This window comes from Nocardia iowensis (genome assembly GCF_019222765.1).
In the GTDB taxonomy this organism is placed as follows: Bacteria; Actinomycetota; Actinomycetes; order Mycobacteriales; family Mycobacteriaceae; genus Nocardia; species Nocardia iowensis.
Window position 1 is genome coordinate 7,682,272 of sequence record NZ_CP078145.1, and the last position, 25,794, is coordinate 7,708,065.

General features: G+C 67.3%; 27 protein-coding genes. 15 read left to right on the plus strand and 12 right to left on the minus strand.

The features are described 5' to 3' along the window. Positions 1-13 precede the first annotated feature (13 nt). The gene (locus KV110_RS35485; protein ID WP_218471503.1) at positions 14-280 is read right to left on the minus strand and encodes a hypothetical protein; all 267 of its coding nucleotides are present in this window, start codon (positions 278-280) and stop codon (positions 14-16) included. Further along, positions 280-1,146: a mycothiol conjugate amidase Mca gene (mca, locus tag KV110_RS35490; RefSeq protein ID WP_218479297.1), complete on the minus strand. Its 867-nt coding sequence runs from the start codon at positions 1,144-1,146 to the stop codon at positions 280-282. Before mca ends, KV110_RS35485 begins: the two co-directional genes overlap by 1 nt. 119 nt (positions 1,147-1,265) lie before the next feature. On the opposite strand from mca, the gene KV110_RS35495 reads away from it, so the two are divergent. Both KV110_RS35495 and greA read left to right on the plus strand, forming a co-directional pair. After that, complete coding sequence (locus tag KV110_RS35495; protein ID WP_246634174.1) at positions 1,266-1,739, plus strand: DUF4307 domain-containing protein; 474 nt, start codon at positions 1,266-1,268, stop codon at positions 1,737-1,739. Between the two features lie 302 nt (positions 1,740-2,041). Next, complete coding sequence (greA, locus tag KV110_RS35500; RefSeq protein WP_014988087.1) at positions 2,042-2,536, plus strand: transcription elongation factor GreA; 495 nt, start codon at positions 2,042-2,044, stop codon at positions 2,534-2,536. Positions 2,537-2,646: 110 nt separating this feature from the next. On the opposite strand, the gene KV110_RS35505 is transcribed toward greA, so the two are convergent. Then, positions 2,647-3,792, minus strand: coding sequence for a cystathionine gamma-synthase (locus KV110_RS35505; RefSeq protein WP_218471504.1), 1,146 nt, complete (start codon positions 3,790-3,792; stop codon positions 2,647-2,649). Positions 3,793-3,978: 186 nt separating this feature from the next. Here KV110_RS35505 and KV110_RS35510 point away from each other — a divergent pair, with 186 nt between their 5' ends. Both KV110_RS35510 and KV110_RS35515 read left to right on the plus strand, forming a co-directional pair. Further along, positions 3,979-5,154, plus strand: a complete 1,176-nt coding sequence (locus KV110_RS35510) for an acyl-CoA dehydrogenase family protein (protein WP_218471505.1) — start codon at positions 3,979-3,981, stop codon at positions 5,152-5,154. 212 nt (positions 5,155-5,366) lie between these two features. Beyond that, positions 5,367-5,738 carry a DUF6401 family natural product biosynthesis protein gene (locus tag KV110_RS35515; RefSeq protein ID WP_218471506.1) on the plus strand — a complete coding sequence of 124 codons (372 nt, stop codon included), beginning with the start codon at positions 5,367-5,369 and terminating at the stop codon, positions 5,736-5,738. An 81-nt stretch (positions 5,739-5,819) separates the two neighbouring features. Here KV110_RS35515 and KV110_RS35520 read toward each other — a convergent pair whose 3' ends face one another. Further along, complete coding sequence (locus tag KV110_RS35520; protein WP_218471507.1) at positions 5,820-6,716, minus strand: mechanosensitive ion channel family protein; 897 nt, start codon at positions 6,714-6,716, stop codon at positions 5,820-5,822. A 432-nt stretch (positions 6,717-7,148) separates the two neighbouring features. Between KV110_RS35520 and KV110_RS35525 the strand changes: the two genes are divergently transcribed. Beyond that, complete coding sequence (locus KV110_RS35525) at positions 7,149-7,607, plus strand: DUF4254 domain-containing protein (RefSeq protein ID WP_218471508.1); 459 nt, start codon at positions 7,149-7,151, stop codon at positions 7,605-7,607. 19 nt (positions 7,608-7,626) lie between these two features. Here the strand turns inward: KV110_RS35525 and KV110_RS35530 are convergent, their stop codons facing one another. Next, entirely contained in the window at positions 7,627-8,760 is a 1,134-nt protein-coding gene (locus KV110_RS35530) for an AbrB family transcriptional regulator (protein ID WP_218471509.1), read from the minus strand. A 370-nt stretch (positions 8,761-9,130) separates the two neighbouring features. On the opposite strand from KV110_RS35530, the gene KV110_RS35535 reads away from it, so the two are divergent. Continuing rightward, positions 9,131-10,519, plus strand: a complete 1,389-nt coding sequence (locus tag KV110_RS35535; RefSeq protein ID WP_218471510.1) for a purine-cytosine permease family protein — start codon at positions 9,131-9,133, stop codon at positions 10,517-10,519. Between the two features lie 162 nt (positions 10,520-10,681). Then, entirely contained in the window at positions 10,682-11,488 is an 807-nt protein-coding gene (locus KV110_RS35540) for a DUF72 domain-containing protein (protein WP_218471511.1), read from the plus strand. 47 nt (positions 11,489-11,535) lie between these two features. Here the strand turns inward: KV110_RS35540 and KV110_RS35545 are convergent, their stop codons facing one another. Continuing rightward, entirely contained in the window at positions 11,536-12,927 is a 1,392-nt protein-coding gene (locus KV110_RS35545) for a cystathionine beta-synthase (protein WP_218471512.1), read from the minus strand. Positions 12,928-13,036: 109 nt separating this feature from the next. Between KV110_RS35545 and KV110_RS35550 the strand changes: the two genes are divergently transcribed. The 3 genes from KV110_RS35550 to KV110_RS35560 all read left to right on the plus strand — a co-directional run bounded on the left by KV110_RS35550 (position 13,037) and on the right by KV110_RS35560 (position 15,768). Next, on the plus strand, positions 13,037-13,516 hold the full coding sequence (locus tag KV110_RS35550) for a hypothetical protein (protein ID WP_218471513.1): 480 nt from the start codon (positions 13,037-13,039) through the stop codon (positions 13,514-13,516). 99 nt (positions 13,517-13,615) lie between these two features. Then, entirely contained in the window at positions 13,616-14,506 is an 891-nt protein-coding gene (locus KV110_RS35555; protein ID WP_218471514.1) for an SGNH/GDSL hydrolase family protein, read from the plus strand. Between the two features lie 41 nt (positions 14,507-14,547). Next, complete coding sequence (locus KV110_RS35560; protein ID WP_218471515.1) at positions 14,548-15,768, plus strand: acetyl-CoA C-acetyltransferase; 1,221 nt, start codon at positions 14,548-14,550, stop codon at positions 15,766-15,768. Between the two features lie 134 nt (positions 15,769-15,902). Here KV110_RS35560 and KV110_RS35565 read toward each other — a convergent pair whose 3' ends face one another. From KV110_RS35565 to KV110_RS35575, 3 genes are all read right to left on the minus strand, one after another. Beyond that, positions 15,903-16,766, minus strand: coding sequence for a Bax inhibitor-1/YccA family protein (locus KV110_RS35565; RefSeq protein WP_218471516.1), 864 nt, complete (start codon positions 16,764-16,766; stop codon positions 15,903-15,905). A gap of 124 nt (positions 16,767-16,890) precedes the next feature. Then, a complete protein-coding gene (locus tag KV110_RS35570) occupies positions 16,891-18,042 on the minus strand; it encodes a class I SAM-dependent methyltransferase (protein WP_218471517.1) in 1,152 nt (383 codons plus the stop codon). A 118-nt stretch (positions 18,043-18,160) separates the two neighbouring features. Continuing rightward, entirely contained in the window at positions 18,161-18,766 is a 606-nt protein-coding gene (locus KV110_RS35575; protein WP_218471518.1) for a hypothetical protein, read from the minus strand. Positions 18,767-18,929: 163 nt separating this feature from the next. Between KV110_RS35575 and KV110_RS35580 the strand changes: the two genes are divergently transcribed. The 4 genes from KV110_RS35580 (at position 18,930) to KV110_RS35595 (ending at position 21,634) form a co-directional block, all read left to right on the plus strand. Then, positions 18,930-19,511 (plus strand): AMIN-like domain-containing (lipo)protein, encoded by a 582-nt coding sequence (locus KV110_RS35580; RefSeq protein ID WP_218471519.1) that lies wholly within the window; start codon positions 18,930-18,932, stop codon positions 19,509-19,511. A gap of 59 nt (positions 19,512-19,570) precedes the next feature. Then, a complete protein-coding gene (locus KV110_RS35585; RefSeq protein ID WP_218471520.1) occupies positions 19,571-20,194 on the plus strand; it encodes a DUF6153 family protein in 624 nt (207 codons plus the stop codon). A gap of 78 nt (positions 20,195-20,272) precedes the next feature. Then, positions 20,273-20,902 carry a DUF305 domain-containing protein gene (locus tag KV110_RS35590; protein ID WP_218471521.1) on the plus strand — a complete coding sequence of 210 codons (630 nt, stop codon included), beginning with the start codon at positions 20,273-20,275 and terminating at the stop codon, positions 20,900-20,902. Between the two features lie 180 nt (positions 20,903-21,082). Further along, the gene (locus KV110_RS35595; protein WP_218471522.1) at positions 21,083-21,634 is read left to right on the plus strand and encodes a hypothetical protein; all 552 of its coding nucleotides are present in this window, start codon (positions 21,083-21,085) and stop codon (positions 21,632-21,634) included. Positions 21,635-21,666: 32 nt separating this feature from the next. On the opposite strand, the gene KV110_RS35600 is transcribed toward KV110_RS35595, so the two are convergent. After that, on the minus strand, positions 21,667-23,094 hold the full coding sequence (locus tag KV110_RS35600) for a three-helix bundle dimerization domain-containing protein (RefSeq protein WP_246634176.1): 1,428 nt from the start codon (positions 23,092-23,094) through the stop codon (positions 21,667-21,669). Positions 23,095-23,383: 289 nt separating this feature from the next. Here KV110_RS35600 and KV110_RS35605 point away from each other — a divergent pair, with 289 nt between their 5' ends. Then, complete coding sequence (locus KV110_RS35605; RefSeq protein ID WP_218471524.1) at positions 23,384-24,187, plus strand: SDR family oxidoreductase; 804 nt, start codon at positions 23,384-23,386, stop codon at positions 24,185-24,187. 25 nt (positions 24,188-24,212) lie between these two features. Here KV110_RS35605 and KV110_RS35610 read toward each other — a convergent pair whose 3' ends face one another. After that, positions 24,213-24,692, minus strand: coding sequence for a Dps family protein (locus KV110_RS35610; protein ID WP_218471525.1), 480 nt, complete (start codon positions 24,690-24,692; stop codon positions 24,213-24,215). Positions 24,693-24,763: 71 nt separating this feature from the next. Continuing rightward, positions 24,764-25,693, minus strand: coding sequence for a LysR family transcriptional regulator (locus KV110_RS35615; protein WP_218471526.1), 930 nt, complete (start codon positions 25,691-25,693; stop codon positions 24,764-24,766). Between the last annotated feature and the right edge of the window lie 101 nt (positions 25,694-25,794).

Sequence of the window (25,794 nt, forward strand, 5' to 3'; positions counted from 1 at the left end):
CAGCGACCGAAAGTCAGGTCTTGTCGGACCGGCCGTCCGGCTCGACCTCGTCGGTCCGCTTGGTGATGCCGGGCTCGGTCCCCTCGTCGGCCTCCTGGTCCGGCTCGGGGTGGTCGGGCTCGAATGTCGCGGGCAGGTTCTTGATGTGCTTGTTCATCGAACGAACCAGCAGCACCGTGCCTGCCAGCAGCAGCAGGATCAGGACCAACCCGAGCGGCGACGCCTTGCCGAACTCGGGTCCGGTCGGCGTGCCCGGCGTCTGGGCGAGCAGAACCAGCATCACCGCTGCTCGTCTTCGATGCCGGCGAACAGGTCGGTCTCCGGCAGCGCCGTCTTGACCCTGGTCTTGGCCAGTTCGAATTCCTCGGTCGGCCAGAGCCGCTGCTGCAGTTCCAGCGGGATGGCGAAGAACGCGCCGTTCGGGTCGATCTGGGTGGCGTGCGCGCGCAGCGCGTCGTCGCGCTGCGGGAAGTATTTGGCGCAGTCGATCTGGGTGGTGACCCTGGAGAACACGTCGCCGCGCTCGGGGACGTACTTGCGCATCCGGTCCAGCCATTCCTGTAGCGGGAACGGCTCGCCCATCCGCTCGTACTCCTCGGCGAAGACCTCCATCCGGCGCGCGGTGAACCCGTGGTCGTAGTACAGCTTCAGCGGTGTCCACGGCTCGCCCGCGTCGGGGAACCGTTCCGGATCGCCGGACGCGTCGAATGCGGCAACCGACACCTCATGGCAGCGGATGTGATCCGGATGCGGGTAGCCGCCGAGTTCGTCGTAGGTGGTCATGACGTGCGGCTTGAACTCGCGAACCACCCGGACCAGCGCCTCGGTGGCCTCTTCCAGCGGGACCAGCGCGAAACATCCCTCCGGCAGCGGCGGCAGCGGATCACCTTCCGGCAGACCGGAATCGACGAAACCGAGCCAGTGCTGGCGCACGCCGAGCGCCCGCGCCGCGGCGGCCATCTCCTCGCGGCGGATCTCGTTGATCCGGTCGAGGACACCGGGGGTGTCCATCGCGGGGTTCAGGATGCTGCCACGTTCGCCACCGGTCAGCGTTACGACCAGGACGTCGTGTCCTTCGTCGGCGTACCGGGCGGTCGTGGCGGCACCCTTGCTGGATTCGTCGTCGGGGTGGGCATGCACCGCCATGAGGCGAAGGCCACTCACGTCTCGTTCACCATCGCTCTCGCTCGCGGGTGTCTGGTCTTCGTTCCCTATAGTTCCATTCGACCGACTTTTGTTCCGACGTACCCCCCGGGAGCGACCTTGTGAGCCAGCCCGATGGAACCCAGGGAATCCAGCGCAGCGATGCCGCGGCTCCGGTGACGAACCACAGGCCGACCGATCGGTATGGAACCAGGCCGGCCGTCAATCGCCGGTGGCTGCCGCTGGCCCTCGGGGTTGTCGTGGTGTTGCTCGGGTGTGGCGTCGCTTACCTCGGCTACCAGAAGTACGGCCCCAAGGACATCGAGTTCGAGCAGCTGGGCTACACCGTCACCGACGACTCGACGATGACGATCCGGATGAAGGTCACCCGCAAGGACCCGCAACAGCCTGCGGTATGTTTCGTCCGTGCGATGGCGCGCGACAGTGTCGAGGTCGGCCGTCGAGAGGTCTTGATCGCGCCGTCTACCAGCGGCACGATCGAGCAGACCACCACGGTCAAGGCGTCCTCGCGACCCGCCTCCAGCAGTATTTACGGATGTAGTGGACAGGTGCCCAGCTATCTTCGGGCAGGGTGATTTGCCCCTTTTGCCGTACCATCCATCCTCGAAATTAACTCCGACCTGCACGTTTGTGATTCATGCTAAAATGGCCTGATACACGGTTCCGGGGTTCGGAGCCGTGTTTGCTGCATTGGCGGCCAGCGCTATCTGTTCCGGATTATGAGCTTTGCCCGGAACCAGGGTCTGTCGGGGTTCGATGAACTTCCCAGGATCGCTCTAGCCGTCGACTGGTGTCGTGCCCGCCCCACCGGGTGGGTACTGCGGCAGTTATCAGGGAATCCCGGCCCGCCGGGAACAACTACTAGGGAGTGATCGAGATGACTGAGACGCAAGTGACGTGGCTGACCCCGGAGTCGCACGACAGGCTCAAGGGCGAACTCGATGCGCTCATCGCCAATCGTCCCGTCATCGCTGCCGAGATCAACGAACGCCGTGAAGAGGGCGACCTCAAGGAGAACGGCGGATACCACGCCGCCCGTGAGGAGCAGGGCCAGCAGGAGGCGCGCATTCGCCAACTGCAGGAGCTGCTGAACAACGCCAAGGTCGGCGTCGCGCCGACGAAGTCCGGCGTCGCACTCCCCGGTTCGGTCGTCAAGGTCTACTACGACGGCGACGAGTCCGACACCGAAACCTTCCTCATCGCGACCCGCGAAGAGGGCTTGAACGACTCCAAGCTGGAGACCTACTCGCCCGCCTCCCCGCTCGGCGGCGCGCTCATCGACGCCAAGGTCGGCGAGACCCGCGAGTACACACTGCCCAACGGCAACACCATGAAGGTCACCCTGGTCAGCGCGGAGCCTTACCACAGCTGACGCCTTCGGCCGTGGCGCCGCGCGACCCGCGCGGCCCGACCGGCTGCTTCCCCTGAGACACGAACGGCCGCGCCCGATTTCCAGGCGCGGCCGTTTCGTCATCTCGGCTCTCAGCTTCCGAGCGCCTGCTCGATATCGGCGAGCAGGTCGGCGGCGTCCTCGATGCCGACCGACAGCCGCACCAGATCCGCGGGCACCTCCAGCACGGAGCCCTCGGTGGACGCGTGCGTCATCGCGGCCGGGTGCTCGATCAGCGACTCCACCCCGCCGAGCGACTCGGCCAGCGTGAATACCTTGGTGCGCGAGCAGAAGTCGCGAGCCGCGTCGGGACCGCCGTGCAGCCGCACCGAGATCATCCCGCCGAACCGACGCATCTGCTTGGCGGCGACCGCGTGGCCCGGGTGCTCCGGCAGGCCCGGGTAGATCACCTGGGAGATGGCCGGATGCCGGGACAGGAACTCGGCCATGGTTTCCGCGTTGTCGCAGTGCCGGTCCATCCGCACGGCCAGGGTCTTGGTGCCGCGCAAGGTGAGGAAGGCGTCGAACGGGCCGGGAACCGCGCCCGCGCCGTTCTGCAGGAACGCGAACGCGGCGTCGAGCTCGGGATCGTTGGTGATCAGCGCACCGCCGACCACGTCGGAGTGACCACCGAGATACTTGGTGGTCGAGTGGGTGACGATGTCGGCGCCGAGCAGCAGCGGCTGCTGCAGGTACGGCGTGGCGAAGGTGTTGTCCACCACCAGCTTCGCGCCCGCGGCATGCGCGATATCGGCGAGGGCGGGAATGTCGCCGATGCTCAGCAGCGGGTTGGTCGGGGTCTCGACCCAGACCAGTTTGGTGTTCGGGCGGATCGCCGCGCGCATCTCGTCCACGTCGAAAACGTGCGCGGGGGAGTGCTCGATGCCCCATTGGCTGAACACCTTGTCGATCAGGCGGAAGGTGCCGCCGTACGCGTCGTCCGGGATGACGATGTGGTCGCCGGGCCGCAGCGTGGCGCGAATGGCACAGTCGGTTGCCGCCATGCCCGACGCGAAGGCCCGGCCGTAACTACCGGATTCGAGCGCGGCGAGGTTCGCTTCCAGCGCGGACCTGGTCGGGTTGCCGGTGCGGGCGTATTCGAAACCGCCGCGCAGCCCGCCGACCCCGTCCTGGGCGAATGTCGAACTCGCGTAGATGGGCACGTTCACCGCGCCGGTCTGCGGATCGGGATCGAATCCTGCGTGCACGGCCCGTGTGGAGAACCCCAGCTCACTCATAGCCCCCAGCCTAATCAGGAGCGATTCTCCGGCAACCCGCTGGTCGTCCGCAGTCGACGCCCGAGAGGCGTTTCCGCGCCGGCTCCGATCTAGTTACGCAGCTAGGCCGTGTAGACCGAAAATTTTGTGCCGAGAACCTGACATGACTCCGATCTCACCGGCCCCCTCCCCAATTAGGCTTAGCGCATGGTGACTGTGGAAGAACTGTTCGCGATCGACTCCCTACTGTCCGACGACGAGCGCGAGATCCGCGCTGCCGTCGCGACCTTCGCGAACCAACGGCTGCGCCCGCACATCGCGGACTGGTTCGAGGCAGGGACCTTCCCGGCCCGCGAGATCGCTCCGCAACTGGGCGAGGTCGGACTGCTCGGCATGCATCTGGAGGGCTATGGCTGCGCGGGCATGTCGGCCACCATGTACGGGCTGGCCTGCCAGGAACTGGAGGCGGTCGATTCCGGCGTGCGCAGCATGGTGTCGGTGCAGGGCTCGCTCGCGATGACCGCGATCCACAAGTACGGCTCGGAGGAGCAGAAGCAGCAGTGGCTGCCGGAGATGGCGGCGGGCCGCGTGCTCGGCTGCTTCGGGCTCACCGAACCCGATTTCGGCTCCAACCCCGGCGGCATGCGGACCAGAGCCAAGCGCGACGGCACCGACTGGGTGCTCAACGGCTCGAAGATGTGGATCACCAACGGCTCGGTGGCCGATGTCGCGGTGGTGTGGGCGCAGACCGAGGACGAGGGCAAGCAGGTGATCCGCGGCTTCCTGGTCCCCGCCGGGACGGCCGGATTCAGTGCGCGCGAGATGCACCGCAAGCTGTCGCTGCGCGCCTCGGTGACCGCCGAACTCGACCTCGACGATGTCCGGCTGCCCGCCGACGCCGTGTTGCCGGAGTCGCGTGGGCTGGCCTCGCCGCTGGCCTGCCTGAGCGAAGCGCGGTTCGGGATCATCTTCGGCGCGCTCGGCGCGGCCCGTGACTGTCTGACCTCCACCATCGAATACGCGCGCACCCGCGAGGTCTTCGACAAGCCGCTGGCCGCGTACCAGCTGACCCAGGCGAAGCTCGCGGACATGGTCCTGGAATTCGGCAAGGGTCAGCTGCTCGCGCTGCACCTGGGCCGGTTGAAGGATCGCGGTGTGGTGACTCCCGAACAGGTGAGTGCGGGCAAGTTGAACAGCACCAGGGAGGCCATCGCGATCGCCCGCGAGTGCCGCACCATCCTCGGTGCGAATGGCATCACGCTGGACTACCCGGTGTTGCGCCATGCGAACAACCTGGAGTCGGTGCTCACCTACGAGGGCACCGCGGAGGTGCATCAGCTGGTGCTCGGTCGCGCCCTGACCGACGCCAACGCCTTCAGGTAGCCCCGGTCCGGTAGGCGAACCAGCTCCTGACCGTGGGGAGTCGGCTCGACTGACTACGCAGCCGACGGGCACCTGATCGGGCGGCTTCCGGCGAACCGTTTCTCCCACAACGATTTTCGCGCGGCGAATTTGCTGGGACGGTTAATCCGACAAAGCCGACTGGGTCAAGCATCACAATTTCATAAAGACACGCCGGTTGCTAGCATAGGAACATGTTTTTGCTGGGCCCCGCGTTGCTCGAAGTGTCGGCACGCAAGATATTGAACCGCCTGCACAAGACGCACGGGGTACCGGCGCTTGCCGCCGCCGCGGAGCTACCGGCGCTGTCCGCGGCGCTGGATCAGCACGCCGCCGCCGTCCGCGACATTCTCGAGCTCGGCGTCGAGGGCGCCGCGCGAGTTCCGGTGAGCGTGCTGCTCGCGGGTTACGCGCGCGGACTCCTCGATCACGTCCGTGAGGTCGCGGCCGAACACGGCGCGATGACCAGCTCGACGCCCGGTGACCTCGGCAGCTGGGCGGACGCCGACTGGGTGCAGCTGCGCCTGGCGAGCGTGTGCTTGCACGCATCCCGGCAGCCCGCCTGAACATCTGGCCCTGACACACGTCCGCCGCGGGCGTCGAGCCCGCGGCGGACGTACTTGTCACTCCTGACGGATGCGGCGTTCCTAACGCACGTCACCCGGATCGCGGTAGCCCATGTACTCGCCGGACTGCTGGTAAGAACCGCCGCCCTGCTGGTACGCGCCGCCACCGCCCTGCATCGCGCCCTGGTCCCACTGCTGGGCAGACTGGCCCTGGCCGCGCGCGGCCTGCTGGTCCATCCATAGCTGCTCGCGCGACGCGTCCTCGCGACCACGCGAGTACGCCTGCGCGTGACCCTTGACCGCGGGCATCTCCTCTTCCAGCCCGCTCAGCCAGTTCTCCCAGCGCTGCTGCATCGGGCGAACCATGCCGCCGCCGACGCCGACCACCAGGATGCCGCCGATGGTGGCGAGCACCGCGATGAGGATCGGCATGGTGACCGACATGGCCACCCCGATCTGGTTCAGCGCGGCGACGATGCCGACGCCCCAGATGAACACCGCGGCGACCCGGCCGATCATCGCGCCGTAGGACAGGCCGCCGAGCATGTTGCCGACCAGGTCACGCACTGCGGAGGCGATCGCGCCCGCGATCACCACGATGATGATCGCCACCGCCGCCTTGGGCAGCCACGACACGATGCCGTCGAGCAGATCGCTCACCGGGTTCGGACCGAAGACACCGAAGCCGAGCTGGAGGGCGATCAGCAGGATCGCGTAGTACGCCAGCTTCGCCAGCAGATCCGAGGCGTCGTAGCGACTGCGCGACATCATCTGCTTGAGGCCGCCGCGCTCGACCAGGCGGTCGAAGCCGACCCGCTCGAGCACCTTGTTCACGATTGTCGACACGGCCTTCGCAACGATCCAGCCGATGAGCAAGATGACGATGAATCCGGCCAGCTTGGGGACGAACGTGGCGATCGAGCTCCACGCGTCCGAAAACCCCTTCTGGAAATCGATAGCCAAACTGGAGGTGTACATGCCCATCCCTTCGCTATCCGATTACGCCATGGCAGTTTGCCGAGGCTGCTTCAAAGCCGGTTATACCCCGGCGACATAACTCGAATCACGCGTTTGCAGATAATTTGCCACATTGCAGCATTCGACGCGACCGCTACGGATCCGGCGCGCGGGGCGATATCGGCTGCCGACGAGCGACGCGGACTGGTCGGTCTTCCTCACAGCCGGGACCGACGGGATGCGGAGAAGATTGTTACGACCTGTCATCGCGGTGCCATCTCGCTGTCACCGACACGCCAAGGTAAACAGCGCACGCTTATCTCGGATCCGGCATCAGGGCAATGCCTCCCGCCTGACACCCCCGGAGGTGCACGATGTACACGCTGTCAGCCGTCCCCGTCGATCGAGGGTCGATCTCCCATATCGGGAGCCGCACGCCGCTGGGAGCCCGCGATGTTCGTGCGTGATCGTGCTCTCTCCGCCACCGGCGGCACCGCCGCGCCACTGCCGGATCACCGCGAACTGGTCGCCGCTTTCGGCGGCCAAGACGGTGATCCGAACACCGACCATCCGCTGATCGTCTGGGCTCGCAGCTTGGCCACGCTGCACCGGCAGCGCCACGGTGATCCGCTGGCTGCCGCCGGAATCGACTGCCGCCGAGCCGAATTGGTCGCCGCCATCGATACCTGGGTGGCCACTCAGCTGCCCCGCCGCAGCTGCACCGACCACCTGCGCGCCGGTTCGCTCGGCGCCACCGTCGATCGCATGGCGGCGGCGCACGCGCATGCCAGCCATCTGCTGCACACCGCCGAAAAGGTTTCCGACGATCGGGTCCATGCGGCGTGGTATCGGCTCGCGTCGCTGGCCGACGAATGGACGGATCTGATCATCGGCGCGGTACGGAAGGCTTAGCGGTTCCGCCCCAACCAAGTCAGATCACCAGCTCGGGCTCCCGAAGCCCGAGCTGTCGTGCCGCCAGCCACCGCATCCCCTTGGTCAGCAAGGGCAGCATCAGCACCATCAACAGCAACCGCATGCTCTGCACACAGGTGATCAACGGCAGGTTGGCGTCCATCGACTCGGCTGTGGCCAGCACGGCATTGATGCCGCCGGGTGTGGTGGCCAGGTAGATGTCGGACAGTTCGAGGTCGACGAAGGTGGCCACGGCGAAGGCGAGCCCGGCGACGATGGCCGACAGGGCGACGATGGTGACCGTCATGCCGGGGATCATCCTGGCCATCTCCGTGACAACGGTTTTGGTGAACCGGGTGCCTACCTCGAAACCGATGAGCACGAACAGCAGATCCTTGAACAGATTCGTCGGCGCGTACCCGTGACTGATGCCGAGCGCGGTGAGCAGCGCGGTCATCAGCATCGGCCCGATCAGCGCCGGGCTCGGCAGGCTGAGCCGCCTGCCCAGCTTGGTGCCGAGGACGCACAGCATCACCGCGATGGACAATCCGGCGACCTGATCGCCGCGGCCGACGATCATCCAGTACGGCAGATCGGGATTGGTGACCGCGCCACCGAGAGTCACGTGCTCGGTGGTCAAGCTACCGCTGCTGTTGTTCAACAGCGCGCCGAGCGCGGGCGCACTCACCGCGACCAGCGCGACGCGCAAATACTGCATGAACGCCACCTGGCGCGGATCGGCGTCCATGTCGTCGGCGCAGGCCACCACCGCCGCGGACCCACCGGCCAGCAGACCGAGTGTCGCGGTCGGCAACTCCACGTGGGCGACTCGCGCGAACACCACCGCGACCAGCAAACTGATCACCAGCGTCGCCACGGTGACCGCGAGTACCGGCACCAGCGCCAGCCCGATGGTGGACAGCAGCGAGATCTCCAGATAGCTGCCCATCAGGACACCGAGCATCGCCTGCACGCCGATGGATAGTTCACGAGGCATCGGAGCGGGCAACCGCCCGGCCAACGCGAGAGCTCCGCCGACGACGATCGCTAGAATCATCTGCGGCGCCGGGAAATGCACCCGATCGAGCAATTCCGCCCCGGCAAGCACCGAGGCCAGCAGAGCTACCCATCCGATCACTTGCCTGCGCGTCATACCTAGTAATCCTTGCCCTCGCTAGTGAACAAACCGTTACGTCTCCGTTATCGCGGTTAACGGTTGGTGTGATCCCGGACGCACATCGCCAATCTCCTGTTCAGCGCGGAGATTTCCGCGCCTGGTGCGATTCTCGAAATCCGTTCGCGTTACTGGATAGTCGATCGAGCGAACTCGAAGCTCATCTCCCGCACACCGCGCGAGCACGCGCATCCGATCGGCCGCCGGAGCTGCCACGTGTACTATTCGCCCGAACCACACCCCCACCGCGGGAGCTCGGGCACGGCCGGGCTGAGAGGGCGGACCCCAGCGCTTCGCCGACCGCATGAACCTGTCCGGGTAATGCCGGCGTAGGAAGAGCGTTTCGGGCATGTCTTCATCGACCCTGCACAACTCCGAACGGCACGAGGCACCCTTCACCCTCGATGAGCCCGCCCCGAAGGTGCTGTCCTTCTGGGACCAGAGCGCATTCTGGGCAAATCTGGGCGTCAGCCTGTTCGCCTTCTCCGGCGCCTACACCGTGCTCGCGCCGAATTCCGATGGCGCCCCGCAGCTCTCCATCGCCGCGGGCATTCTCGCGATGATCGTCGGGACGGTCGTCGGTGGACTGATGCTCGGCTTGGCGGCCGTGCCAGGTGCGAAAACCGGCAAACCATCGATGGTCCTGCTGCGCGGACTGTTCGGCGCGAAACTCAGCTATCTGCCGACCGTGCTGAACATCGCCCAGCTGATCGGCTGGGGCACTTTCGAGTTGATCGTCATCGGTGACGCGGCCGACGAACTGTTCGGCGGCGGACCCCACTGGATGTATGTGGTTGCCGCGGGCGTGCTCACGACGGTGCTGACGATCTGGCCGCTCGGCTCGGTCCGGATGTTGCGCCGGTTCGTCACGGCAGGCGTGGTGATCGCGCTGGTCTGGTTCTATATCCAGTTCTTCCGCGCGGGGCTGCCCGACCTGTCGGCCAATCCGGGACCGCGCGGCGACGGACCGTTCGGCGTCGACTGGAACCTCTTCTGGATCGCCACCGATGCGGCACTGGCGGTTTCGATCTCCTGGGTGCCGGTCGCCGCCGACTACACGCGCCACTCGCGCAGCACCGGATCGGCGTTCGGCGCGGCCAGCGGGGCCTACGCGCTCACCCAGATCGTCGCCTACGCACTCGGCCTTTTCGCCTTGGCCCAGGCCACCGGCGGCGGCCAGTACTCGGCGTTCCTTCAGGTCAGCCTCGGCGGGCTGTTCTTCTTCATCTTCGTGTTCCGCGAGGCCGATCAGTCGTTCGCCAATGTGTATTCCACCGCCGTGTCGATCCAGAACCTCGCGCCGCGGCTGGACCGGCGCATCCTGTCGATCGGTCTCGGCACGCTGATCACGGTGCTCGCGCTGCTGCTGAACATGCAGAACTACTTCGGCTTCCTCGGCCTGATCGGTTCGGTGTTCGTGCCGCTGCTCGGCGTGCTGGTCGCCGACTTCTTCCTGCGCGCCAAGGGCGAGTGGAACACCGCCGACGACGCACCGCCGCGCTGGGGAATGATCGTCGCGTGGTTGGCCGGGTTCTCGGTCTACCAGCTCATCAATCCGGGCGATGCCGGTGCGTGGACCCGCTTCTGGGTGGACGTGCAAGAGCGGCTGCACTTCACCAAGCAGGCGTGGATGAGCGCGTCACTGCTGTCGTTCCTCGCCGCCGTGCTGGTCGCCTGGGCGGTCGGTCGGGTCTGGACGCTGCGGCAAGATCGCGCAACGGCAGGCAAATCCGCCTAGGCGTACCTCCGCATTCGCTCCGGCCATGCGCGGACTAATGACGGGCTCCGCCGGCTGCGCCTATTCTGCGTACCTCCGCATTCGCTCCGGCCATGCGCGGGCTGACGGCGGGTTCCGCCCGGCTGCGCCCGTTCTGCCGGTCTCGGCTGCCACGATGGAGTCATGGGCGAGATCCGGATCGGCACGTCGGGCTGGGTGTATCCACCGTGGCGTGGTGTCTTCTATCCCAAGGGCGTGACGCAGAAGCGCGAACTCGCGTATCTGTCGGCACAGCTGAACAGCGTCGAGATCAACGGCTCGTTCTACGCGCTGCAGCGTCCGTCGAGCTACCAGAACTGGGCGAGCCAGACGCCGGACGACTTCGTGTTCGCGGTGAAGGGCAGCAGATTCATCACGCACATGAAGCGGCTACGCGACGGCGACGCGCTGCTGGCGAACTTCCTGGCGTCCGGATTACTCGCCCTCGGCCCCAAACTCGGCCCGATCCTCTGGCAGCTGCCGCCGAACTTCCCGTTCGATCCCGAGTTGCTCGGCGCGTTCTTCACCCATCTCCCGCGCACCACCAGCCAAGCCGCCGACATCGCGACCCAGCATGATCATCGGGTGGATCCGGCGTTCACGACCACCGACGCCGACCGGCCGCTGCGGCACGCACTGGAGATCCGCCATCCCAGTTTCGTCACACCCGAGTTCACCGAGCTGCTCACCAAGCACGAGGTCGCGCTGGTAATCGCCGACGCCGCAGGCAAATACCCGCTGATCGAAGAGGTCACCGCTGACTTCGTCTACATCCGCCTGCACGGCCACGACGAGCTCTACGTCAGCGGCTACACCGACGAGGGCCTGGACATGTGGGCAGCGAAGATCCGCGCCTGGTCCGCCAACGGTGACGTCTTCTGCTACTTCGACAACGACGCCAAGGTCATGGCCCCGCGCGACGCCCTCGCCCTGCGCGCCCGTCTCGAGTAACCGCGCCCGTTCGAGCAATCGGGCCGCCTCGAGTAGCCAGCCCGGCGTCAGTGCCCGAGGGTGCCTACGCTCAAGAAGCCGAGCAGGTCGTGGCGGGTGATCACGCCGACCGGCTTGCCCTCTTCGACGACCATCAGCGCGTCGGTATCCGACAGCGCCTTGGTCGCGGCGGAGATCGGTTCACCGGCGCCGATCAGCGGGAACGACGGGCTCATGTGCTTGCCCACCGAATCGGTCAGGTGCGCACGGCCTTCGAACACCGCCGAGAGCAGGTCGCGCTCGGAGACGCTGCCCGCGACCTCGCCCGCCATCACCGGCGGTTCCGCGCCGACCACCGGCATCTGCGAGACGCCGTACTCGCGCAGGATCTCGATGGCATCGCGCAGGGTCTCCGACGGATGGGTGTGCACCAGGTCGGGCAGCTCACCGGACTTGCCGCGCAACACATCTCCGACCAGCGGTTCGACGGTGCTGCCGTCGAGCCGCTCGCGCAGGAAGCCGTAGGAGCTCATCCACTGGTCGTTGAAGATCTTGGACAGGTAGCCGCGGCCACCGTCCGGCAGCAACACCACCACGACCGCGTCCGGGTCACGGCGCGCGACCTCGATGGCCGCGACCACCGCCATGCCGCACGAGCCGCCGACCAGCAGGCCCTCCTCGCGGGCGAGGCGCCGGGTCATGTCGAACGAGTCCGCGTCGGAGACCGCGATGATCTCGTCCGGGATGGCCGGGTCATAGGCGGACGGCCAGAAGTCTTCGCCGACACCCTCGACCAGGTACGGCCGTCCGGTGCCGCCGGAGTACACCGAGCCCTCCGGGTCCGCACCGATGATCTTGACCTGGCCGCCGGACACCTCTTTGAGGTAGCGGCCGACGCCGGTGATGGTGCCGCCGGTGCCGACGCCCGCGACGAAGTGGGTGACCGTGCCGTCGGTGTCGTTCCAGATCTCCGGGCCGGTCGTCTCGTAGTGGCTTTCCGGGCCGCCGGGATTGGAGTACTGGTCCGGCTTCCACGCGCCGTCGATCTCCCCGACCAGGCGGTTGGAGACGCTGTAGTAGCTGGCCGGGTCTTCCGGCGACACGGCGGTCGGGCACACGACGACCTCGGCGCCGTACGCGCGCAGCACGTTGCGCTTGTCCTCGCTGACCTTGTCCGGGCACACGAAAACGCAGTGGTAGCCGCGCTGCTGGGCAACCAGCGCGAGGCCGACACCGGTGTTGCCCGAGGTGGGTTCGACGATGGTGCCGCCGGGCCGTAGCTCCCCGGACTTCTCGGCCGCGTCGATCATCTTCACCGCGATACGGTCCTTGGAACTACCGCCCGGGTTCAAGTATTCGATCTTGGCTGCCACCAATCCGGCGTTCGGCCCTACGACAGAGTTCAACCGGACCAACGGCGTATTGCCGATGAGGTCCACGACATGGTCGGCGATGCGCATGCGCCCCATAGTTCCAGATGGCTCCGGTGTGCGTCCGCGCACGCCACGCGGAAGCGGTTCCGCCGCGACAAACCCGGGAAACCAGCAACCCCGCATTTAGGATCGCCCCATGAGGCAGCCGAACAGTGCCCGGACCTGCGCTGTTCTGGCCGGAGCGGCAGTGGCCGCGCTGGTCGGGACAGGAGCCCCGGCAAACGCGGTGACCACCGAATTTCCGCAGGTGCCCACGCTCGCCTACGGCGGCTGGTGCGGGACGAGCATTCGCACCTGGGCCGATGTCAGCCCGGCGTGGCCGGGCCGGGCGATCCTCAATGTGCGGGCACTGCCCGTCGCGGGGATCGGCCCCGGCGACTATCCGCTGGCCCCGCTGTGCGAGGTCCGCACCACGGTCGCCTGGCGCAACACCACCACCGGCGCGGTGGGCAGCTACGAGACCACCGTGGTGACCGGCATCTACGGCAGCGTCCAGTACTCGGAGTTCCAGGACACCGGCCCCGGCCGCATCGCGGTCACCGTCACCACCGACGCGGCGAGCATTCCCGCCTACGGCTCGTTCGACGTTCCCGCTCCGGCTGCCCCAGCTGCGTGAAGTCGGTACATTTCTATTCGTGAGCGAGCGTCAGCGAGCGAACCAGGGATACAGCGCGCCTGGGCGCACGACGGAGCCGAGCGTTAGCGAGGTGCAGTCGTGAGCGCACCACGCATCGGCTGGCGGACCGCCGCGGTGACCGGTGCCGCGACGGTCTTGGCCGGTTCCGGAGCAGGCGGCGCTTGGTGGGCGACGTCTCGACTGTTGATGGCGCAGGCAGGCGCGGCGCGTGGCGTGATCGGCCGGGACACCTCGAAACCGCCTGAGGCCGACGGCATCTACACCGCGGGCTGCCTGACGCCGGAGCCATGGCGCACCGGCAAGCACGCGGACCTGCATCTGATGATCTTCGGCGACTCCACCGCGGCGGGTGTCGGCTGCGTGGTCGCCGACGAAGTGCCCGGCGTACGGCTGGCCCGCGGACTCGCGGTGGCCACCGGGCAGCGAATCCGGTTGAGCACCAAGGCGATCTCCGGCGCCACCTCCAAGGGACTGTCCGGCCAGGTGGACGCCATGTTCGTGGCCGGTCCACCACCGGACGCCGCGATCATCCTGATCGGCGCCAACGACATCACCAAGAAGCATTCCGTCCGCGCCTCCGCGCGCCGGCTGGCCGCCGCGGTCGCGCGCCTGCGCAGCGCCGACAGCGTGGTCGTGGTCGGCACCTGCCCGAATCTCGGCACGGTAACCGCTATTCCGCAGCCGTTGCGCACGGTGGTGCACAACTGGAGTGTCCGGCTGGCTCGGGCGCAGACGGTGGCCACCAGCGTCGCGGGCGGTCGTCCGGTGCCGATGGGCTATCTGCTGGCACCGGAGTTCCGTGCCCAGCCCGAACTGCTCTTCTCCGCCGACGGATTCCACCCTTCGGCCGCGGGCTATGAACTTGCCGCGGCGCAACTGCTTCCGGTCCTGCTCGAGGCTCTGGGCGAGGCCACCCCGGATTTCCGTTCCCCGGGCCGCGACGTAGATTCGATAAGAACCCGCGAGTAACAACAGCGGTTCGCACGTTCCTTACCGACAAAGGAGTCCTCATGCCTGAGGCTGTCATCGTCTCGACCGCCCGCTCCCCCATCGGCCGGGCGGCCAAGGGATCGCTGGTCGACATGCGGCCCGACGACCTGACCACCCAGATCGTCCGCGCGGCGCTCGACAAGGTGCCCGCCCTCGACCCGGCCCAGATCGATGACCTGATCCTCGGCTGCGGTTCCCCCGGCGGCGAGCAGGGCTTCAATATCGCCCGCATCGTCGCGGTGCAGCTCGGCTACGACTTCGTGCCCGGCACCACCGTGCACCGCTACTGCGCGTCCTCGCTGCAGTCCACCCGGATGGCGTTCCACGCGATCAAGGCGGGTGAAGGTGACGTATTCATCTCCGCGGGCGTCGAGACGGTGTCCCGGTACAAGAACGGTTCCGCCGACAGCTGGCCGAACACCCAGAACGAGCTCTTCGCCGAGGCGCAGGCGCGCACCGCGAAGGCCGCGGAGGGCGGCGCGGGCGTGTGGCACGATCCGCGCGAGGACGGCCTGATTCCCGACGCCTACATCGCGATGGGCCAGACCGCGGAGAACGTCGCCAGCTTCACCGGCATCACCCGCGAGGAGCAGGACCACTGGGGTGTCCGCTCGCAGAACCGAGCCGAGGAAGCGATCAAGAACGGCTTCTTCGAACGCGAGATCACCCCGGTCACGCTGCCCGACGGCTCCGTCGTCTCGAAGGACGACGGCCCGCGCGCCGGTGTCACCTACGAGGCGGTCAGCAAGCTGAAGCCGGTGTTCCGCCCGGACGGCACGGTCACCGCGGGCAACTGCTGTCCGCTCAACGACGGCGCCGCCGCGCTGGTCGTCATGAGTGACACCAAGGCCAAGGAGCTCGGCCTGACCCCGCTGGCCCGCATCGTCTCCACCGGCGTCTCGGGTCTGTCCCCCGAGATCATGGGTCTGGGTCCGATCGAGGCGTGCAAGCGCGCACTCGCCTTGGCGGGCAAGTCGATCGACGACATCGACCTGGTCGAGATCAACGAGGCGTTCGCGGTGCAGGTGCTCGGCTCGGCTCGCGAGCTGAAGATCGATGAGGACAAGCTGAACGTCTCGGGCGGCGCCATCGCGTTGGGCCATCCGTTCGGCATGACCGGCGCTCGCATCACCACCACGCTCATCAACAACCTGCAGACCCACGACAAGCAGTTCGGTCTGGAGACCATGTGTGTCGGCGGCGGCCAGGGCATGGCCATGGTCATCGAGCGTCTCAGCTGAGATAGATAGGACGCCGAAAGGGCGGTCACCGGTTTTCCGGTGACCGCCCTTTCGTGTGTGCGATGCAGAACGGGTGGTTGCCGGATCTCCGGTAACCACCCGTTGTCAGCTCAGGCGGCGTGTACCGCCATCGCTCAGTCGTTGTTGAAGTAGCTCAGCAGGCGCAGGATCTCGACGTACAGCCAGACCAGGGTGACGGTCAGGCCGAGGGCGACGCCCCAGGCGGCCCGCTCCGGTGCCTGGGCGCGGATCAGCTGATCGGCGGCGTCGAAGTCGAGCAGGAAGCTGAACGCGGCGATCGCGATGACCACCAGGCTGAAGATGATCGCGATCGGGCCGCCGTCGCGCAGGCCGAGGCCGCCGGAGATGAAGAAGCTGGCGACCAGGTTGCCGAGCGCGAGAACCAGCACGCCGATCATGGCGCCGACGATCATCCGGGTGAAGCGCGGCGTCACGCGGATCGCACCGGTCTTGTAGACGACCAGCATGCCCGCGAACACACCGAAGGTGCCGAGCACCGCCTGCGCGATCATCGCGCTGCCGCCGACTCCGCCGAAGCTGATGTCGGTGAACATGAACGACAGCGCACCGACGAACAGACCCTCGAACACCGCGTACGACAGCACGAGGACCGGGTTGTCCATCTTGTTGGCGAAGGTCGCGACGAGTACCAGCACCAGGCCGATCAGGCCGCCGCCGATGACGAACAGCGGAGCCAGCGAGGTGTTCGCGTTGCTCAGGCCGTAGGAGACGATGGCCGACAGCGCGAGCACGCCGAGCGTGATGGCGGTCTTGGTCACCACGTCGTCGATGGTCATCGAGCGGGTGGTGGCCGGTGCCTGCTGGTACGGCTGCGGCGGATACTGCTGGCCGTACTGGTTACCGTATTGCTGGCCGAGCTGGCCCGCGCCGGTCACTCCTGAGCCGAAGTTGGCGTAGCCACCACTGCCCTCTTGCCGAGGCAAGTTTCGGAAAACTGGATTGCTTGTGCTACGCACCTGCGTCCCTTTCTGGTCGTTGCCGCTGTTCGTCGAGCTTTCGCTCGATACCCAACTGCCAAGTCCAACGTTTACTGCCCGGCGCTAGTTCCCAGGGAACCGGCCGAGGCGGACAATTCGGACTCTACCGCTGTTGCGCGTCGTGCAGGCCACGGACGGAACGAGTGACCGTGAACTTGCGGTTGCGGCCGACCACGTCGGTGTGGCCCACCATGCGCTCGATGACGCCACGATAGTTGAGATGCGAGTTGAACACCGTCCACAGCTCGCCACCGGGCCGAAGTACCCGGCCGGTCTCGGCGAACATCTTGATCGCCGACCCGGTGTGCACGGCGGCCCCGACATGGAAGGGCGGGTTGCACAGCACCAGATCCGCGCTGTTGTCGGCGACCGAGGACATCGCGTCGTCGCGCACCGCGGTCACCCGATCCGCGACGCCGTTGACGGCGATCGTGGCCGTCGCCGAGGCCACCGCGGCCGCGGACTGATCGGTGCCGACCACCTCGAGGCCCGGCCGCGCCTTGGCCAGCGCGACGGCCAGTATCCCGGTGCCGCAACCGAGGTCGATGGCGTCCCGCGCGTCGGGCTTCATCCACTTCAGATGCTGCAGCAGGAATCGAGTGCCGATGTCGAGCCGGGCGCCGGAGAAGGCGGCGCCGTGCGCGACCACATCGATGTCGAGATCGTCGAGCCGGTCGCGTACCGGGAACGGCGGCTCGCCGACCGGTTTCGGGCCACTGACCAGCAGGGTGCGCGACTTCTGCCGGCCGCGACTGGCCCTGACCTCGGAAAAGGATTGGGCCAGAACGTCGTTCATCGACTTGGTCAGATACTTGTCCCGGCCGCCGGCGAACACCACCACCTCGGGATCGGCGTACCGCGCGATGGCGTCGGCGACCTCGGCCAGCCCGGCCAGTGCCCGAGGCAGCCGCAGCAACACCACGCGGACATCGGCGAGCAACTCACGGCCGAGCGGGTAGGCCGTGTAGCGATCGGCGAACCCTAGCGCGCGGGCATTGTTGGCCAGGGCGAGTTCGCCGGTCAGCAGATCCTGGTGCACGCGCAGGTCGCGCAGATCGTGCGCCGCGATCGCGCCGATGGTCAGCGCGCCGTACCCGTCGCCGATGATAGCTACCTTCTCGCTATCAGCGGCGGCGAGCGCTTCATCGGCGACATCGAGAATCAGCCGATCGGCGGCATCCACGGCGTAGAGATTTAATGCCTCCACATCCGGATACCGCCGCAGTCGGCTGAGTACGTGCTCGACATCTGCCACGCCTCAAGTGTGCTAGATCGTTGCCCCCACGTCACATCGGCCCCGGCAAACCGGTGATCGGACACCGTGCCGCAGCCGAGTCGGCGTCCAGGATGATAAGCGGCACAAGAGATTCGACTCAGTTGGCAGCCGCCTTGCCGCCCACGGGTGTCACCGCGTGCCAGACCCCACCGACGCCTTGCCCGAGCAGGTCACCCGACTTCGCGTCTTTGGCGAACAAGTAGACCGGCCAGCCCGCAATGGTGATTTGGCATGCGCCATCGGCTCGTTCGACGAAGCCGACGAGTTGCGGGTCGACGCCCGTGACAGACACCGACTGGCCGCGCTCCGCGATCAACGGCGGCCACTTGGCGGCGCACTCGCCCACGCACGTCGAGGTGGGCGGCTGCGCGGTGTCCTTGTCGAATCGATACACCGCACGGTTCGCCGCCGTAACGTACTGTCCGGCAGCGATATTGTTCGCGACGCCGAGCTCAATGGCATTTGCGCCGGTAGGCGCCATTCCCCGGTAGATCTTCAGCCAGCCCTGGGTCTTGGCGGGCGCCTGGCTCCGCAGCGCTTCCGCGGGAGCCGCGACCGAGGTGGATGCCGCCGGGGCCGGGGCCACCACGGGGGTGGGCTGTCCCGCATCGGTGCTTCCGCACGCACTCAGCAAGCCGACGAGAACTACCGAGGCAGCGGCGAATGACCGTGCGGCTCGATGAGAGTGCTTGTTCGACAGCATGTTTCGGGTCCTCCGGATCGATCATGACGCGCGATTTCCGCCCGCTCACCCACAACAACGAGGCAGCCTCGCCACCGGTTCACCGCGTGGCAGGCCCGGCGGCAAACATCGAGAAACCCGCAAATCCCGCGAGATGCCCCACTCGCCGTTTACCATCAGCCCCATGCGTAACAGGATGGTGTTGACCATCGCCGCTGCGACGGCATTGCTCGCGGGCTGCGGCGACGACGCCGGATCCACCGCGAATACCCCCGCCACCCCCGCGGCTTCGACCACCGGAACCCTCGCCGAAGCGCCGAGTGCCCCGCGCGACGCGTTGCCCAAGCGGGGCACGGCGTCCGGCGACGCGGGCCTCACCGTCACCGACGTCCGGATCGGCCGCCAGCCCGGCTTCGACCGCGTGGTCTACGACCTCGGCGGCAAGGGCACGCCGGGCTGGATCGTGCAGTACACCGACCGGGCCGTGCAGGACGGCAGCGGCAAGCCCATCGACGTAGCCGGTGACTCGATCCTGGAGGTGCAGATCCTCGGGTCCGCGTATCCGTTCGACAGCGCCGTCACACCGTACGCGGGACCCGACCCCGCGACCGATCCGAGCGCACCCGGCATCGCGGGCGTGTACCGGAACACCGTGTTCGAGGGCACCACACAGTCGTTCATCGGTGTCAATGCCGACCGGCCCGGGTTCACCGTCACCGCGCTGACCAACCCGACCCGACTGGTTATCGACATCGCCGTCCCGTAGGTACCCATACCAGCAAGGGGTATTGCGTAGCACTGATGAGCCGCTATTACACTGACCGCGTGGCCGAACAGCACCCTCTGCTGCGCGCGACCGGGCCCGCAAGGGCGCTCGGCGTGCTGGTGCTGCTGGCCGGGATCGTCGCCATGCACGCAGTGGTGTTCGCGATGTCCGGTCACGCGGCGGCGCATTCCGACCACAGCGCGGGGGCGGGTGGTGGCGGACTCACCGCCGAGATGGCGGCCGCGGCAACCGGCACCGACCGGATGCTCGCGCTACGGACCGGCACTGCCCTCGAACCGGTGCCGCACGGCCATGATCTCGGCCCGGGCGCCATGCCGCACAGCCATGGTTTGAACCAGGCTGCCGGGGCGGGAGGGAGCGACCTCGGTCCGACGGCGATGCCGACAGACGTTGCCATCGGTCAACTAGCGATGCCTGGGAGTTCCGGTGCGGCAGGGGCGGATTGCGCGGGCGACGGCTGCGGGGGCCTGCACGGCGGGATGCACGGCTGTGTATTCATCCTCGCCGCCGCTGCCCTGGCCCTCGCGCTGGTGTTGCTGTATCGAATGGCTGATCGGCCGGGCAATGGTGTTGCGCGGCTGCGTCATCCGCGCCCACGGCGCGAACGGTCGCCGCCGTGGACCGTGCTCTCCCTAGCCGAGTTGTCGATTCTGCGGATCTGACAGGCAGCCGACCGTCGCGACGGTCGCCGCTTTGCCATGTCAGAAACCAATCGAACCCAATTCGCAAGGAGCACAACCATGTTCATCACACGTACCCGGATCACCGCCGTCCTCACCGCGAGCACCGCGGCCGCCGCCCTGTTCATCGCGGGCTGTAGCGACAACGACTCCGACCCGATGTCCGGAATGGATCACGGCACCTCGACCGCGCCCGCGTCGTCGAGCACGTCGGCGGCGGCCCGCACCGACTTCAACGACGCCGACGTCACCTTCCTGCAGATGATGTACCCCCATCACGCCCAGGCCGTCGACATGGCGAAGCTGGTGCCGAGCCACAGCCAGAACCAGCAGTTGCTGGCTCTCGCCGCCGACGTGGAGAAGGCCCAGGCGCCGGAGATGCAGCAGATCACCGCGCTGCTGCAAAGTTTCGGCAAGCCCGCTCCCACCGCGGGCACCGGCCACGACGGTCACGCCATGCCGGGGATGATGAGCGCCGAGCAGATGAATGCCCTGCAGGCCGCGTCCGGCCCGGATTTCGATCGCCAGTGGCTGACCATGATGATCGAGCACCACACCGGCGCGGTCGCCATGGCCGAGACCGAGCTCGCCGATGGCACGAACACCGAGTCGAAGGCATTGGCCCGCACCATCCTCGACAGCCAGCGAGCGGAGATCGACAAGATGCGCGCCATGCTCGGCCAGAGCTGATCCGACCGGTCTGTCGCACCGGGGCCACGAGCCGCCCCGGTGCGATAGGCACAGCCCGCAGATATCGGTTGGTCATCGATATCGGTGCAGCCGGATGACGACACCTGCCGCGTCGACGTACGGTCGAAATGTCCGGCATCCCGTCCCGGCCGGACCTGCCGAGCGGAGAGAGGGACCGGCATGCGACGACTGGAACGCACGGGCCTCACCGTCGCCGCCTTGACGACCGTGGCGGGCGTGCTGATCATCGGTGCCTGCTCGCAGCAGGTTTCCGGCACCGCCGAGGTCAACCGGACCGACCTGGCCGCCCACACCTCCGAGGTCACCGCCTCCGCCATCGCCGCATCGGCGGCGCGCGCCGCCGCCATCGAACGCGCCACCGGATCGGCGTGCGATGCCTTCTACGAGGCGAACGGCAACTCGGTCCGGGTGTTCAACGACTACATCGCGGTCAGCAACGTCAAGGGCGTCAACGATCCGGAGGCCAACAGCAAGGCCGACGTTGCCGTCACCACGTTGCGCGACGGCGCGAGCGCGGTGGACCAGCAGGTGACGCAAGAGGTGCCGTCGAACATCGCGGATGTGCTGCACACCTACCGCGACGACAGCCGGGTCCTCGCCGACACGCTGGCCCGTCGCGCGGACACCGACACACTCAACGCCACCATCGATAGGTTCAATGCCACCAAGGACACCGCCCTGTCCGCCTGCGCGGGCCACGGCACGCGCTGAATGCGGCAGCACGCTCGTCGTTCGTCCGCGGGTCAGTTGTAGGACTTGGTGACTCCGTCGAGCAGGCGCTCCAGCGTGTCGTAAGTCGGGGTGGTGATCACGTCGATGAGGTCGTTGGCGACCGGAATCTTGTGGTCGGAGGTGACTTTGCCGAACTGGGCGGCGTCGCTGGTGCGGAAGCCGTGTTCGGCGGCGAGGCGCTGCAGGTCGGGGTCGGTGGACAGCAAGCGGCCGATCCGGTCGCCCCGCTCGCCGAACGGCACCAGCGTGTGCCGGGAAAGAATGGTCGGCGACGGGTACAGCAACGTCATGTCGGGCTTGATCAGGCCGCGCACCGCGGCGTCCACGAACTGCGCCTCGTAGATCCAGACCAGCGGCGTCGGGCCCATGCCGGTCGCGAGGTAACTGTCGAACGGGCCTTCGCTGCTGCTCTGGGTGTAGCCCTGGCCGACGAAAAGCCTTGCCACGGTGGGCAGGATGTCTTCCTCGGCGGAGGTGCCCTGCACGATGGTGTTGTTGTTCGCGACGTAGCCCGCGATCGCCAGGTACATGGCCGCGGAGTTGGAACTGCGCGGGTCGGTGGTAGAAATCAGCACGTTCTTGCGCACGGAATACGCGGCGTTGTCGCCGAGATCATCCCACCGCGTGTTGTTGCCGACCATGCGCAGATAAGGCGCCATGTCGAAGGTCGGCACCGGTCCCGGACGCACCACACCCGCCTTGGCCAGCAGGTCGGCGATCGGCGTGAACGTGGCGATCGCCATCGGCGAGGAGAACGGAATGTATTTGGCATTCACGTTGCGCTGCCGCTGAATTCGCTCGGCGGCCTGCTCGCTGGACGGGAATGCGAAGTCGTATTTCGCGAGGTCGACCGAGGTCGCGATCTGTCGTGACCCGGCCGAGTCGACCTCGACCTCGAACCCATTGCGCGCCAGCGCCTCGACGACCTTCGAGTCCTGGAAGAACGACATCTTCTCGGACCCGACCACGCCGTGCACCACCGTCAGCGGCGCGGCGGGCGCCGCCGTGACCGGTCCGCCGCCGGGCTGTCGCACCGCGAGCACCACCGCGACGACGGTCACCACGACCAGCGCCGCGACCACGGCGGCAACCGCACCGGAGACGAAACGCTTGTTGGTGGACCATGTTTCGCGGAGCACGACCGGCAATCCGCGATCTCCCGAATCGGCCTTGTGCTTCGGGATCGCCCTGCGCGCCTTGCCGGTTCCCGGCCCGGCAGCCGCGCTCGCCGCATCCCCCACCGGCTCCAATTCCCGACGAACGTACCGCTCAACCAGGATCGGCACGAACTGCCGGACCGGATGTCCCTCGAACCGCCTGCGCGCGGCCCCCACGACTCCCTCGATGTACTCCGCAGAGTAAGTGCCGCCGAAGTTTTCGACCAACCGCTCCGTCAGCTGACGGATCGCCTGTTCCTCACGAACAGTGTCGACAACCACAACAATCTCCTCGGCATCCAGCGGCCTACACATCCCGGCGACAGCAGTCCCGCCCTATCGCGCCGGCCAACCCTAGCCCCCGAAAACCCGAGCCCCCGACCCGTCCACCGACCCCACCCACAGAATTCAACACGCCATCGCCAACCCGCCACCCCCCGTTGCGCTCACGTTTGCCGCACCCGCCTGATCGGCTTCGCACAGCGGGTGGCGTGATCGGGGGTGGCGAAGCTGCGAGGCTGGTCGAGGGAGGGCTATCGTCGGCTGGAGTCGCTGACTAAAGGAGATGGTTATGCCTCGCACTGCTGTTGTTACCGGTGCTTCGTCGGGGATCGGGAAGGCGACGGCCGCGGCGCTGGTGCGGCGGGGGTATCGGGTGATCGGGACGAGTCGGAAGCCAGAGGGGATCGGTGACGAGGCTCGGGTGGCGGGGGTGGAATACCGGGCGCTCGATTTGACCGACACCGGGTCCATCGAGGCATTTGTCGCGGAGCTCGGCGAGGTCGATGTGCTGGTCAACAATGCCGGAGAGAGTCAGGCCGGACCGCTGGCGGAACTGCCGACCGACGCGGTGGAGCGGTTGTTCCGGCTGAATGTGCTCGGGCCGGTGACGCTGACGCAGGCGGTGCTGCCTGGCATGCGGGAGCGCGGGTACGGCCGGGTGGTCATGGTGGGGTCCATGATCGCCAGCTTCCCGATGCCGTATCGGTCGTCCTATGGGGCAACGAAGGCGGCGCTGAAGGGGTTCGCGGTGGCCGCGCGGTTCGAGGAGTCACCGTTCGGCGTGTGGATCACCACCATCGAACCGGGACAGATCAACACAGGACTGCGGGAACGCCGGACGAAATACCTATCCGACGGTTCGCCGCATACCGCCGACTTCACCAAGTTCATCGCGAAACTCGATGAGGCACAAGGGAAAGGCATCACGGCCGATCGGGTTGCCGACACGATCGTGCAGGCCGTCGAGGCCGATCGGCCGCGGCCCCTCTACGCCGTCGGCAGCAACGCACCGGTGATGTTCGCGGTGCGCAGGTTGCTGCCGCGCACGGTGCTGGAGCGCCTCATCGCGCGCGTGCACGGACTGTCGCGCTAGCGCTGCACACCGTCTGTGCGCGACGTCAGATCGTCGCCACTTGCGCCTGCCACATCCAGTGCAGCTGCTCGAGCCGGGCGGCGATGCCGATGAGCAGGTCCTGAGTCACCGGGTCGGCCTTCTCCGTCGCCTCGATCCGTTCCCGGAGGCGCTGGATCACGGCGTGCAGATTGCCGACGATCCCCTCGATGACATCGGTGTCCTGCTGCCAGCCCTCGGGGAAGCCGACGGCGCTGGTCTCCTTCGCGACCGTGTCAGCCCGGCCATCCGGGCTGACGCCGACGGCGGTCGCCCGCTCGGCCGCGGCATCGGTGAACTCCCTGGCCGCCGTAACCAGCTCGTCCAAGGCCAGGTGCACCGACCGGAAGTTGCGGCCGATCACGTTCCAATGGGCCTGCTTGGCGATCAGCGACAGGTCGATCAGGTCGATCACGGTTGCCCGCAGGGCCTCCCCCGCGACCTTCTGCTGTTCCGTGTCGAGAGTGCTGGTGATGGGCTGGCTCATCATTCCCGCCTTTCTGGTTCGGATCCGTGTCCTGGACTGCCTACCCGCATCCGGCGTGCTGAATCGCCAGGTCACCAGTGACGAGCGCCATGTGATTCGAGCCGCGCGGCATGCTCGGCCAGCATCCCGGCCGGTCCCGACGGCGGTGATTGCCGTCGCCAGATCGCGCGAAATTTCCTGCTCAGCACCACCGGCTCGGCCACCCGCACCTCGATGAGCGCGCCACTGGTCAAATCGGCGGCCGCGATCAACCTGCTCAGTACCGCGGGCGCCACCGCCGCCCGCGCCGCGGCGGAGATCGCCACCGCCGAGCCCAGCTCGGCGGCGGGCTGCGCGGGCTGACATTCGGCGCCGAGGATTTCCCACACCGTGTCCCTGGTCCCCGACCCCGGCTCGCGCCACAGCAGCGGCGTCGTCGCCAGTTCCCGCAGCGTCACCGGCTTCCGCCGACGCGCCCACGGGTGCGCGGGCCCGACAACCACCACCAGTTCGTCCGCCCCGAGCACCCGGCTACCGAGCCCATGCGGCGGATGCGGACCCTCCACGAAACCGATATCGGCCGCACCTTCCCGAACCAACGCCTCGACATGCCGAGTGTTGTCCACCTCCAGCGACACCGCCACCTCTGGACAGCTGACGCGTAACGCATTGAGCCACTGCGGAATCCGATGATCGGCAATGGTCTTCGACGCGGCCACCCGCAGCCTCGGCACGTCGGCGGCATGCAGCGCGGCGACACCAGCACTGAACGCCCGCGCCGCCTCCAGCACCAACCGCGCATGCCCCACGACCGACCGCCCCGGGTCCGTCAGCACCGACCCGGTAGGTCCGCGATCCAACAGCCGCAACCGCAACCGACGCTCCAGTGCCTTGATCCGCATACTCGCCGCAGGCTGACTGATCCCGTGCCGCCGCGCGGCCGCCCCCAAACTCCCGAGCTCAGCAACCGAAACCAACAAATCGAGAACGTCCAGATCAGGCGTCCCCGGTGGCAGCGTCATAACCCTCCCAGTATGGACCCTCCATCGCCATGATCAACGGGACATGGCTGCGGCATAGTACGAGTCGGGCCTCCGTCATGTCCCGTTGATCATGGGCGCGA